Genomic DNA, 12880 nt, shown 5'->3' with positions numbered 1-12880 from the left:
ATTTTCAATCTATTTCAAACATGACAAAAATCTTTTTAAACCTTGACTAAATACATAGGACAGGAAATTGATATGGATAATGAAAAAGTAAAGACACTGATAGTAGATAACAATAAATTTGTATGTTTTGCGATCAGTGAAATACTCAAAAATACAGATTTTCTAGATATTGTAGGGTCTATCCATTCCACATCCGGTATTGTTGACGTGATTAAGGAACAGGATATTCAGCTAGTGCTTATCAATATAGATTTAATAAATAATGATAAAGAAAAGCTCGTAAAAGAGATTCAAGGTGAGAATGCAGCGACCAAGCTTATTGGTCTAGCTTCAGAGACGTCAAATTTAGATATCATCAACTCTTTGGAAGCCCCCATCGATGGCATAATTGATAAAACAAATGACATCGAATCGCTGACTCTCGTCTCTAGGCTGGTAATGAATGGCTTTCAATGTATCCCTAAGTCTAAGCTTTACCATAGCAAAACCAGCAAAACAGCCTCGCTCACCAACCGGGAAAGAGAAATACTGCAATATATTACTCAGGGGTTATCGAATAAAGATATCGCGGAAAAACTGGACATCAGCAGTAAGACGGTGAGCGTTCATCGCTATAACATCATGTTCAAGCTAGAGATCAAAAATTCTTTAGATCTGTTCAAACTTGGGCGTTTTGCAGGATAATGATAGCCCGCTTAGATAAAGCGGGCTATCTATTCAGTCAAAAATGGGCACAGCCAATCCTTTTAGTTAAAACTGAGCGGCAAATCCTGTTCTTTTTCGACAAGAGACAGTGAAACGTGCCTGCTCTTTTCCCTTGGCTCTTTACGGCTGCCTTTCATAAACGCTGTACAGATTTGGCGCCGTTAAGGCAAATACATCACAAAAAGCGTCGAATAGAACACTAGCAGAACGAAACCGGTCACGGTAAATAGTACTTTCATTATCTTCCCCTCCACCAGTAGGCTAATTTAAGTATGCATTAAAAGCGCTTTAATTAAAAACATAAAAACCATAAACACCATTGATGCTAACACTATTAAGACTAGATGAGGGATGCGGAAATGTCACATAAATGTAAACAAAGTGTTTAAATTAAGTTTGATTTTAAATGCGAGCTCAATAAGACCGTTATCTCTATTCACTCAATTACTCTGCTATATCTCTGCGGTTTAGTGGCAATACTCTAATTTTTGAAAATAACGATATTTATTATGTTTAACGCCACGTTATAATTTTTACCTATTAATATCATCATAATTTCTGCTAGCTCCTGAATATATCCAATTATTCAGACATAAAAAACGCCGCAAAAGCGGCGCCTTAACAGTAAAACGAGTAAAAACTCCCTCTTAGTCCTGATAGCGTACGATATCTGTGGCCATATCGCTGACAATCTTTTGTAAGTCTTCGACGGTAACCTTTTGCCTATCGTTGCTCAGAGGTTTTCCAAAGCCTTTACGCACAACCTCAAACACGGTTTTCCCCGTTTTCGCGTCGATTAGCTCCCCTTCAAACATTAACACAGTATCTTCATCGCGCTCTCCTGTTGCCGCCATCGTGCCAGCCAGCACCAAAGCAACAGGGATCACCTCATAAAAGTGGAGACCTTGAGTTGAAGCGCTAACGCCGGTAATGGCGCCGCGGAAAATCAGGGTATTCGGTGCCAGCTTATTATCAACTAGGTGCAGTCGCTGACCCAGCGCGGTTTTTACTCGCTGATTGGTAAAACTCAGAACGCTGTCTAGCGTTTGCTGGGAAATTTTCTCTGAAGGCTTTGGTGTAGGATGAAAAACAATTGGTTCAAAATAGACGTTTTGATAGTTCGCTGACTTAAGCGCAGGATCGGCCCAGCGCAGCACCGTCTGCCCTGTCGGGCTTTCAGCCTTATGCAGTTTGGAATAGTCAGATAAAAATCCGGAGTACTCATTTGAATCGGCCACCTTTGAGGTACATCCTCCTAAAAGGAAAGCCCCCAGAATCACGGCAGCGGACAGACGTTTCATTACCAGCATATTAAACCCCTATTATCTCATTCATCGTTATAAGCTATGTCGCCAACTCCCTGCCTTGATATCCTATCGCTCTCGAGTGTCGAGGCTTGGAATGATTATAGAAGGGATCGGGCTACAGTAGAAAAATTGCGTCTTTATGGATAATAGCAAATAGATTAAAAACAAATAATCACTATCTTTATAGTTTAATTTGTTTTTTCTCACGCGATCGCGCCAGTGTCTCACTGGGGCGCTCGCCAAAGGTCTGTCGATATATAGATGAGAAACGGGCCAAATGCTGGAACCCCCAACGAGTTGCTGTTTTCGCCACGTTCTCATCTTTTTGGGCATAAATCAGGTCATACAGTGCCCCATTTAAACGCAGGTTCATAAACCAGCTTTTGGGCGGCATTCCAACCGTGTTATTAAATATGATCTCCAGCGCTCTTAAGGTATAGCCGGTAGAGCGCGCCAGTTCAGTCAGTTTGAGATTGTTATTTTCACTGGACAGTACCAACCCCTCACTCGCCATAATCAACTGACCGTGCAGTTGAAGCAGCCGATGAGGAAAGATATCCCGCCACTGTTCGTTACTGCTGCCTATAGCTGTGACATAGCCGCAAAGAAGCCTGTTCAGCAGCTTATCGGCAATATCAGAAAGCGACCGAGGATCCGGCAAAGACCTTACAAAGGAAAAGACGTTTTCAATCAGATTCTTTAATTGGGCATGTGCGGCTTCGCTAAGCGGAACCGTCATGATGTGGTTAACGGGTAACGTTATTCGCTCTGGTAAGGTTGAAAGTTCAGTTTGCAACAGATGCCTGGGCACGGAAAAAATGAACCATTCAGCCTCTTCTGATGTGTGATAAAAAATCTCCGTACTCTCAGGATAAATACGCAGGTTTCTCTCACCAACCGGCATTCCGTTACATCGTGCAGAGCAGTTCCCTTTTGTCATCAATCCAAGAGAGACAAAGTTAGGAGGCAGTTTTCCTCGAGAAACAACAGGCGTTCGATGATGACCACACTCTAGCCGAAACTGCCCTAAATCTATTCGGGTATTCTCAATGTCGTTTTCAGGGCTCGCCAAACGACGAGTAAAAAATCCCCCTTCAAGCAGTTCAACCCTGCCAGCAGCATTCAGCCCACTATAATTTCTTTGAAAATAGAATGACTCTTTCATTATCACGCCACGCGAAATAAAAGAAAAATTGATGGTATTAAACTTTATGACACGCCTTTTTCTTAAATAGTTCACAACTAGATGATTAATTCTATCTGCATGAACTTAAAGAAATAAATGAAATTAAGGGGAGTGGTGAAACTCTCGGAAACAGGTTTGAACACATTTATACACTTCTGGTTTTTATGACACACAGTTTGTTTAATGAAAAACAAAAAATAACGCGTCAAAGCGCGTTATTTTTTCTACGTTAATAGTGAATACTCGAATATCAGCGAGGATTAATCGTTTGAATATATTCAGACAGCTGATGAATGTCTTCATCGCTAAGGCGTTTCTTCACTTGGTTGCCCGCCCCCTTAACTTTACCGTCTCGCCGAGTTTTCAACGCCTCGGTAATTTGTGCTTCATCAAGGGTGGTGAGCTTTCTTGCCTTATTTAAGGCAGTTTTTTCACCATTTCGGCCATGGCAGGAAGCACAGTTTTTTTGATAAAAGCCCTTTATTTCCTGCCCGTGCGCTGGAGCTCCTAAACAGAACAGCACAACGGCTGTTGCTATGCCCGCTTTCAGCATTACGGACGCTCCCCTCGTGTACGTTCAAAAATCGCTGCCAGCTGTGGCTCTTTCATCATTCCAACATACTGAGCCAGCAGCTTTCCATCAGGAGCAATCAAAAACGCCGTTGGTGTACCGACCACCTGATAGCGTTCTTGAGTTATCGAAAGCTGATCTTTCACGTTAGGGTAAGTTACATTGAGATCTTTTAGCATCGCCTCGATATTAAAATCCTCGCGATCCGTATTAATGCCTACAACCACGACACTTTCGCTGAATTCCCCACTCAATTTCTCAAGTGTCGGCATCTCTGCCAGGCAGCCACCGCAGTTTGACGCCCAAAAGCTCAGGTAGACGTATTTTCCCTGCCACTGCTCAAGTGAAGCGCGCTCTCCGCGCAGGTCATAGGCGGCAAGCGTTGGTGCAGGTTCGCCTACTTTGGCCGTCTCTTCTTTGCATCCACTAAGCAGCAGCGATACGCCAATCAGCAAGGCAATACTCAGCCTATTCAGTCTTATCCTCATTGGGCTCCCCTTCACGCTGGTTAACTTCTTCTCCTAAGTACTTTCCGTGCTGGAGACGAATAATTCTATCGGTAAAGCGCCCCAACTCTGGGTTATGGGTAACCATGACAATGGTTGTTCCCTGTTTGTGTAAATCTGTTAGTAGGCCTAAAACCAGCTTCTCGTTTTGCTCGTCAAGGTTGCCCGTTGGCTCATCGGCAAAAATAACCGGAGGCTCGTTCACTAAAGCGCGCGCAATACAGACTCGCTGCTGTTCACCGCCAGAAAGCTGGCTTGGCAGGTGGTCTACGCGATGCTCTAAACCAACCTTTGCCAGAACTTTACGCGCAGCCTCTTCATCCACAATGCTGTGGTAATGCTGAGCCAGCATCACGTTTTCTAGCGCGGTTAAAAATGGGATCAGGTGAAACTGCTGAAAAACTAAACCGATCTTATCCGAACGGAAGGCGCGGCGCCCTTCTTCATCCAGCTGTGCCGCATCAACACCGTCCAGCAGCACTTGGCCTTCGCTGACGGTATCCAGACAGGTCAAAATATTCATCAGCGTGGTTTTTCCCGAGCCGGATGCCCCCATGATGGCGACAAACTCTCCGCGCTTGATGTGTAAATTAATATCGTCCAGCGCCACAACCTGACCAAAGCGCTTGTACAAATGCCGGGTTTCTATCACCCAAGGCGATGAGGGTTGAACTGTTGATGACTGTTGCATCACCGCTACTCTCCTTTCAATACTTTAGCTGGCTCAATCTTAACTGCACGATAGGTCGGTAAAACGGCGGCAATCATTGCTACCAGCAGCGATAACCCCAGCGTCAGCGGAATAACCTGAATACGAAGCCCAATGGCGGCGGAAAAGACCGTCTGCCCAAGAATTTGTGCTAAAACATAGCCCACAGCCACGCCTACGACTGCGGCCACTAAAGCAACCAGCAGCGTTTCCGTAACGATTTGACGCACGATGTCACTTCCCTTCGCGCCCAGCGCTTTCTGCAGCGCAAACTCGCGGGAACGTTCGCTGACAATCGCCATCAGTGTGGTATTCACACACAGGGTTGAAAGCACCAGAATCACCAGAGAAACCAACCCCATCAGTCCTTTAATTTTATCCAATACCTGACCTTCCGACGCGGACACTTTTCGGATCGGGCGAATTTCAAGATCGGGATAATCGACCTGCAGCTTTTCGGCAAAGCTATCCACCTGCCCCAGCTCGTTATTCACGCTTAGCAGTGCGTGACTGATGGCGTTAGGCTGGTTAAGCCAGCTTTGAGCTAGCGGTAGATTGATAATCAGCACGTTATCCGTAGCGTCACCGGCCTCGACGATGCCTTTAATCTGCAAAGGCTTTTTGTGTTCACCGTCGACCAAAACCACCGTATCGCCCACTTTCAGCTCTAGGCGGTTAGCCAGCTTGTAGCCAATCATCGCGTTGCGGTCATCAAAGCTGACGCCAATCCAGTTTCCGGTCACCTGCCAGTAGGGAACAATCTGCTTGAGCGACTCAAACCATACGCCCATCACAACCACTTTCTCTAGCTCAGTGCGGGCTGTGCCGTAGAGATAAGGCGTTCCCGCACTTACGACGTTCGACGGCGCGTCGTCCATAATTTTCTGATACTCCGCCTGCGCCATCGTATGCCCATGTCCTGGGCCGATATAAAAGTTGGCGCCAAAGGTACGCAGCTCTTGGCTCATCTTGGCGTTAATATCAAAATAAACTGCGGACATTGAGGTAACGATCGCGGCGCCAACAGCCAGTGCGGCAAATACGACAATAACGCGCTGCATGCGTAGCCTGAGAGCCCTCCACACCAGTCGCCAGAACATGCTTTGTGACTTAGCGTCCATACAGCACCTCCACCGGGTAAAGGTAGGCAATTCTCCTCGCGGGGAACCAGGTACCGATAAGCGCAATCAGAACCGACAGCGCAAGTACACAAGGGACAACAATCCAGGCAAAACTTAATGGCGCATCAAACAGCATCATGCCGATCCCCTTTGCCAATCCCCAGCCGGCTAAGCAGCCAAACAGACCGCCAATCACACCGCTCATCGCAGCTTCCAGATAAAACAGGGTCATAATTTGCCACTGACGGGCGCCCAGCGCCTTCATCAGGCCAATTTCGCGCGTGCGTTCCATAATGTTACTGGTCATTAACGAGGCGATACCCATCGCCGACGCCAGCAGCGCGGCCAGCGTAACCACCGCTAAGAGCAGCTGAATCTTTTCAATGACGATGCCTTCTGAGGCTGCAACCTGCCAGATAGGCCTAACGCCAGATCCAGAAATTGCCTCTTCCAGCTGGTGCGCTATTGATGACACATAGGCAGTGCAGTACCACAGGTCGTACTCTTCCGCATTCAGCGACTCCAGATCCGCTCGCGCCTTACGAGATAGCTCATTTTCCGGCACCGTTAGCGCAGAAACGCGAACAGCCTGCACTTTGCCCGCGAGTCCCATTAGCGTTTGAACCTGGGCCAGCGGCATAACCAACTGCTGCTCTTCATCACCGCCGCTGGCTAAAATGCCGCTTACGATAACGTCAAGATGCCCTTTGGGCCCCTTCACCTCTAGGCGATCGCCCACTTTCCAGCCCGTTTGTTGTGCAAGCTGTTGTCCAACAAGCGTCTGAAGCGTCTCGCCGTCTTCTTTCGGCCATTCGCCGTTCACCTGCCAGTATGGGCTTACGGTTTTCTGCCCCGTGTGGTAATCCTCTTCGTCCGGAACATCAACGGCCTGTTCAAAGAAAGTGCCGAGAGCAACAACGTCGTGCCCCTGAACGCTGACTTCACCACTGAGCAGCGGCGCAAAACCAATAATGTTGTTACGCCAGAAGATGTCTTTGATGTTAGGCAGTTCGGATTCGTCCAAAAACTCCTGCCCAACCAGAGGGTTATTTTTTTCACCAAACAGCGTCGGCAGCGTTGCCTGCCCTGCAGGCTCAATCAGAATATTGGCGCCATAAGACTTCATCTCTCGAGCCATTTTGTCGCCAATGTCGATAGACACCGCCAGCAGCGCAGAAATAAGCCCTGCCGCGAGAAAGATGGTGACTACCGCCAGAGATTTTTTACCCAAGTTACGCGACCAGGACTGGCGCAGCATTCGCCACAGCATAGTTACTTAGCCTCCTGAACGTATTTCTCTGGGTTATCCCTAAAGGCTTCAAAGTTCGTTGCGTTAGAGAAAAAGTAGGTTTTCCCCGCAAAGGTATAGCGGTGTTCAGCCTTGGTGTTCGTCAGGCGGCTGCCGTCAACGGGGTCGGTCACTTCCAAGGTCACGACGGTGTTGAAGTAATTGAGCCCTGCTTCCAACGACTTTTTACCAATCGTTAATTCCGTTTCGGTCATATTCCATTCGTCAATCGGCACCGGGTTACAGCCCCCGGGCTTACCAATTGAAGGAATAAAGATATGCACATCGCAGGCTACACAGATAACCTGATTGCCCTCCATGACGTACCCCTGATCGCCACACAGCAGACAGGCGTCAAACACCACACCAAGGCGCAGTTTGTCCGGATAGCGGTTAATGACAAAAAAGCGCACCGCTTTACCATCGTCGGCCACCCAAACAAAGCGGTGTAGTTTGCCGTCTTTCACCTGTTCAAGTGGAATATGCACCATTTCATCATCGGCAAGCAGAACCGGCTGCGCCTCTGACAGTCTCGGCGGCTGAGAGGCTACTTTATCCCAGTATACCTGTGCGCCAATGGCCATTACTGACAGCAGCAGCGTCACCACCATCGCCCTACGAGCGTCAAGATAGTGCGCCACAGCCTTTCGATAGGAAACAGGATCGGCGTGCGTTATTGCTTTTCTTCTGGGAACAACCGTACACAGCAGATATACCAAAGCCGTGATCAGCAATAGCGCCCCGCTGGCATAGTTAATCAAAGCCCGAGCGTTAGTCACTTTCGCCACATAGCTCAACAAAGACTTAGTGAGCTCAATCACCTGAAGCTTCATCATCACCAGCATCAGTTCACCCGATGCAGGCAGCGCCAGCAGTACTGCGAGAGCAATAAGCAGTGGCCAGCGTAAAAAACGAACCTGACTAACACAAACGGCCACCATTGCGCCAGCGGCTGCCACGATGGCAATACCACACAGCACGGCGCTGACGTTAAGAATAAGGTCTGTGTTTACAACGTTAGTCGCGGTAATTGCGCTCAGATTGGGCGTTTGTCCCCAGCGCACTGCGGCAATAAGAATAAAAATAAACAGCCAGAAATAGCCAAGGCGACGAGAAGAAAACCCCTGACTGATAAGAAATAGCGCGACGGAAAGCAGCTGGAACAGGGCGAAAAACAGTGCCCACTGTTGCGAATGGGGAAAATGGATGCCGGCAAAGGTGCCGATAAAAAAGCCTAGCAGGCTTAGCCATACAGTGGGACGCAGCCCCGGCGCCTGACGCGATGCCCAACTCACACCTAATAAAAGAGAAACGGGTAAAAACGTCTGTAGTACCGAAACCAAAAAATAATTCATCATGGATATCTGTTTGCGCTTCGCCCGTAACGGTCAAAACGCCTCCCATACGTTTACAGCAACTTCAGATGAAAAGCTCGGCAGGTTTTCTGTCGGCGTTCTTTTATCAAGCGCGAACCGGAAGAACGAAGTGCCCTTCCGGCCTGCGCTTTACTCTCAGTTCAGACCGACGTACTTAAACTCAAAGCTAGCGTCAAACGGTTTCCACCAGCGGCCTACGCCGGTTTCATCATCAGTATGACGGTGCATGCCCGCTTTTGACGGCGGCTCGATGTGATAGGTCACTTTATAGTTGCCTACGCCCATCATTTTGATGTTAGCGCCGTAGTGCGGACCGTCACCGGCAACCATTGGCATGAACGTACCTTCTTGCTTCTCGCCTGTATCGGTATTCACCAGCGTGTAGGAAATGGTCAGGTAAGGCATCCATTCGCCAGCGCCGAAACCATTCTTGTTCCCTTCAACGGCATGAATGTCCGCTTCTAGGTGAATATCTGACTTAGCAGCAGGCAAGCCCATCCCACGGGGTTCCATATCGATCGGCTGCAGATAAACTGCTGCAATCTCCATTTCGTTCATTTTGACCGGTTCACCCGCTGGGTACTCTTTAAAAGCGAATGCTGCCGGAGCCGTCAACAGACCGGCGATAAATGCACCGGTAACAAACGTTTTCTTCATTGCCATTTTTCCATCCTTTTTTGTCATCTCGTCCGCAGATCAACGTTCAACGCGCTGAGCGCTGCGGGATTAGTAGAACTGCTCACACTGCTTCTAGTTATCCATTCGCCTTGGAGGGCGAACTTTTCTTCATTACCCACAGGGCAATCAACGCCGCAACGATCAGAACTGCCTGTGGTATTAAGGTTTCGACATAAGGGTAAATGCCCAGCCACACAACTTCAGGCGCTCCAGAGAGCAGCGTTGGTTCAAACAGCTTGCCCTCAATCAGTTCCAGTACGCCCTTACCGGCGAAAACAAACGCCATCAGGTACATAAAGCAGCCGGTAAACATAAAGAACGGCTTCAGCGGCAGCTTAACGACGCTAAAGCGCATAATCACATAGGCAATCAGCAGGATAACGCAGCCGATCAGGAAACCGGCCAGAATAGAAAAATGCCCGCTAACGGTTGTTGAGTCCCCCATCAAGGCGAAATAGAACAGGACCGTTTCGGCACCTTCACGATAAACAGCAAGAAAACTGGTCAGCCAAAGCCCAACAACAGACCCTGTTGACAGAGAGTGCGACAGCTTGCCTTCCAAATAGGCTTTCCAGTGGGTTGCTTCTACTTTAGACAGCAGCCAGTAGCTCATAAAGAACAGCATGACCACAGCAATCAGCATCGTGAACCCTTCCAGAAGCTCACGGCTAGCGCCTGAGTTAGAGAACAGCCATTGGAAAATGACTGCCGTCACTACGCTCGCTAACAGTGCTACATACACAGATTGACGGATCATCGGAAGCTTATCGCGATGATTATTTTTCACCAGATACGCTACGATAGCGGCTACGATAAGCAGCGCCTCAAGCCCTTCGCGAACAATGATAAGCAGGCTGTATATCAACAGGCTCCAGCTCGTCTGCGCCCCGCTGCCCAACACTTCAACCGCAGCAAGAAGATCGGTTTGCAGTGACTGGGACTGCTGCTCTACCACGTCTAAAGACTGACCGGCCTTAATTTGGCTGACCATCCGAGTGAAGTGGTTTTCAATTTGGGTCTTAAAGGCCGCGTCGCGCGAACCTATCTTGTTCTCCATTCCGCTGGCTTCAAACAGGTCGAAGTAAGCGTCCTGAATCGCCATCATCGCCCCTTTACTATCGCCCTCCTTATACTTCACCAGCGCCGCTTTTACGGCTGAGTCAATATCGGTGACAACCTTAGACCAGTCTGCATCTGGAGTGCTGTCGGCAGGAGTAGTTCCCGTTGCGGCAACCGCCTGCTGTGCTTCACGCGTGGTGGGCAGCCCCGGCAGAAGGTCTTCGAGATCCTGAAGCAGCGCGGTCGTACGATAGCTGACGTCGTTCATTTTTCCCGCTTCACCGCTAATGGCGATAAGCTCGTTAAACTGGCGATTGATCTCACCCGCCTGCTGAGAAGAGCGATTTTGACGCACCGACATTTCCATTTCGGAGTTTTTGAAACCGTCGTACTGTGCCTGCTGAACTTTACGGCGAGCCTCAGCATAGTTTTCGCTCTGATAAAGCGTGATAGCTTCTGCCAGCAGATCGTCTATCGTTTTGAAGCTCTGCTGCCAGTATGGCGCGATGTCGCTGTTGTCATAAGTACCGTGTTGCTGTTCTGCGCTTAGCTTATGTCCATCCCTTAACACTGGGAGCACGCTGTCCAGCTCCCCTTTCAACCAGCTAATCTTGGCATCAACCTCGGCCTGTGGCTTACCGTCGCCTATCATTTTGCGAATTTCGCCAAACGCGGCTTCCATCTGGTAGCTTTTTTGCGCAGAAATATTGATGCGAATAGGACCTTCAAGGTTTTCAAACACTTCAAAGTAGGCCATTTGAACTTCCGTTCTGGCCTCATCAATTTGCTGCTGCTGATAAAATTGAGAGGTTTTATCAAGACGCTGACGAATGTCGTCCGTCAGGCTTTGATAGTCTGTCGCGAAAGCTGCGGTGATAAAAGCACACCATCCAATAAGAAGAAAAAGCGTTTTTTTCAGGATCGACATAGTTATGAAAGTAGCTATTACAATGATAGTTATTCTCATTATACTGACTTAAGGAAAAGAAATAACCTGATCTTTGTCAAACTATAGAGATAGAAGAAAGCGTGGGGGCGTTCTTGTAACAAAATGACCTGTATGAAGAAATGGACCTTGCGGACGATCAACGAAACCAGTGTTTTATGTTTATCTCCCCTATGGCAATGTGAAATAATGGTTTAAAGCGTGTTATACGGTATATTTACCTAATATTGCATCTAATCGTTCATCAATATCCTGATTTTTTCCTTTGTTATCGCACTTATTCTCTCTTCTTTATGATAAATATGTTAAATAAATATCAAAAAGTCTTAAAGAACGACAGGGGCCTCAGGGTTTCATCTTGAATTCATACCTTCCCATAGTTCATCCCGCCGTTTAGTGATGTCTCTTTAACAAACTCCTGCATTTTGTGATTAAAAAAACAGCGTTTCACTACCGCTGCGCTCTAATCGGTATCACACGCTTTAAAAACAAAATAATAAAAAAACTTTCAAAACATATGGTTATTAAAATTTAGCGCTATTTGACAACGGCGTTCCCCTAGAGTTTTGTCTAAGCCTTACCTATTGCAAAAAAAGCTGTTAAAATTGACGCATATCAAATAAACAGAGCTCAAACCTATGATTCCGGAAAAGCGAACAATTCGGCGCATACAGTCAGGCGGATGTGCAATCCACTGTCAGGATTGCTGTATTAGCCCGCTGTGCATCCCTTTTACGCTGAATGAGCATGAACTGAATCAGCTTGATAATATCATTGAGCGTAAGAAGCCTATTCAAAAGGGACAGGCGCTGTTTAAAGCAGGCGATGAGCTTAAGTCACTTTACGCTATTCGTTCAGGCACCATTAAAAGCTATACCATCACCGAACAGGGCGATGAGCAGATCACCGGGTTCCATCTCGCTGGGGATTTAGTGGGTTTTGATGCTATCGGCACCCATTCTCACCCTAGCTTTGCTCAGGCGCTGGAAACGTCGATGGTGTGTGAAATCCCTTATGAGATCCTAGATGACCTTTCAGGAAAAATGCCCAGCCTGCGCCAGCAAATCATGCGGCTGATGAGCGGTGAAATCAAAGGCGATCAGGACATGATCCTGCTTCTCTCTAAAAAGAATGCGGAAGAGCGTCTGGCTGCGTTTATCTATAACCTGTCTCGCCGCTTTGCACAGCGCGGCTTCTCTCCCAGAGAGTTTCGCCTAACGATGACCCGTGGCGATATTGGCAACTATCTTGGATTAACGGTAGAAACCATCAGCCGCTTGCTGGGTCGCTTCCAGAAGAGCGATATTCTGAGCGTTAAGGGTAAATACATTACCATTCAGGATATTGATACACTGGCCGAGCTGGCCGGGCAAAACCAGCCAGAGTAATCCCTGATTTTCTCCCCTCACGCGGTGCGCAACTGCCCAT

At 47.8% G+C, this 12880-nt stretch carries 12 protein-coding genes; 2 read left to right on the top strand and 10 right to left on the bottom strand.

Going from position 1 to position 12880, the window contains the following annotated elements; genetic code table 11:
• Nucleotides 1–72 precede the first annotated feature (72 nt).
• Nucleotides 73–684 carry a response regulator transcription factor gene (locus DQM29_RS08515; RefSeq protein ID WP_111740283.1) on the top strand — a complete coding sequence of 204 codons (612 nt, stop codon included), beginning with the start codon at nt 73–75 and terminating at the stop codon, nt 682–684.
• A gap of 668 nt (nt 685–1352) precedes the next feature.
• On the opposite strand, the gene DQM29_RS08510 is transcribed toward DQM29_RS08515, so the two are convergent.
• The 10 genes from DQM29_RS08510 to DQM29_RS08465 form a co-directional block, all read right to left on the bottom strand.
• Nucleotides 1353–2015, bottom strand: coding sequence for a DUF3313 domain-containing protein (locus DQM29_RS08510; protein WP_111740282.1), 663 nt, complete (start codon nt 2013–2015; stop codon nt 1353–1355).
• Nucleotides 2016–2193: 178 nt separating this feature from the next.
• Nucleotides 2194–3252, bottom strand: coding sequence for a helix-turn-helix transcriptional regulator (locus DQM29_RS08505; RefSeq protein ID WP_145960351.1), 1059 nt, complete (start codon nt 3250–3252; stop codon nt 2194–2196).
• A gap of 196 nt (nt 3253–3448) precedes the next feature.
• Nucleotides 3449–3751, bottom strand: coding sequence for a c-type cytochrome (locus DQM29_RS08500; RefSeq protein ID WP_111740280.1), 303 nt, complete (start codon nt 3749–3751; stop codon nt 3449–3451).
• A complete protein-coding gene (locus DQM29_RS08495; RefSeq protein ID WP_111740279.1) occupies nt 3751–4257 on the bottom strand; it encodes a TlpA family protein disulfide reductase in 507 nt (168 codons plus the stop codon). Before DQM29_RS08495 ends, DQM29_RS08500 begins: the two co-directional genes overlap by 1 nt.
• Nucleotides 4238–4966, bottom strand: coding sequence for an ABC transporter ATP-binding protein (locus DQM29_RS08490; RefSeq protein WP_111742045.1), 729 nt, complete (start codon nt 4964–4966; stop codon nt 4238–4240). Before DQM29_RS08490 ends, DQM29_RS08495 begins: the two co-directional genes overlap by 20 nt.
• 5 nt (nt 4967–4971) lie before the next feature.
• Nucleotides 4972–6084, bottom strand: a complete 1113-nt coding sequence (locus DQM29_RS08485; RefSeq protein ID WP_111742044.1) for an ABC transporter permease — start codon at nt 6082–6084, stop codon at nt 4972–4974.
• Between the two features lie 10 nt (nt 6085–6094).
• Complete coding sequence (locus DQM29_RS08480; RefSeq protein ID WP_111740278.1) at nt 6095–7375, bottom strand: ABC transporter permease; 1281 nt, start codon at nt 7373–7375, stop codon at nt 6095–6097.
• Nucleotides 7376–7377: 2 nt separating this feature from the next.
• A complete protein-coding gene (locus tag DQM29_RS08475; protein ID WP_111740277.1) occupies nt 7378–8748 on the bottom strand; it encodes a Fe-S-containing protein in 1371 nt (456 codons plus the stop codon).
• A 156-nt stretch (nt 8749–8904) separates the two neighbouring features.
• On the bottom strand, nt 8905–9432 hold the full coding sequence (locus DQM29_RS08470) for an iron transporter (protein ID WP_111740276.1): 528 nt from the start codon (nt 9430–9432) through the stop codon (nt 8905–8907).
• Between the two features lie 91 nt (nt 9433–9523).
• Nucleotides 9524–11434 (bottom strand): FTR1 family iron permease, encoded by a 1911-nt coding sequence (locus DQM29_RS08465; protein WP_111740275.1) that lies wholly within the window; start codon nt 11432–11434, stop codon nt 9524–9526.
• Nucleotides 11435–12090: 656 nt separating this feature from the next.
• Here DQM29_RS08465 and DQM29_RS08460 point away from each other — a divergent pair.
• Nucleotides 12091–12840 (top strand): FNR family transcription factor, encoded by a 750-nt coding sequence (locus tag DQM29_RS08460; protein ID WP_111740274.1) that lies wholly within the window; start codon nt 12091–12093, stop codon nt 12838–12840.
• Nucleotides 12841–12880: the final 40 nt, after the last annotated feature.

Source organism: Leminorella richardii, from assembly GCF_900478135.1.
Classification (GTDB): Bacteria; Pseudomonadota; Gammaproteobacteria; order Enterobacterales; family Enterobacteriaceae; genus Leminorella; species Leminorella richardii.
The sequence above is the reverse complement of the archived record's forward strand: the minus strand, read 5'-3'. Positions and strand labels throughout refer to the sequence as shown.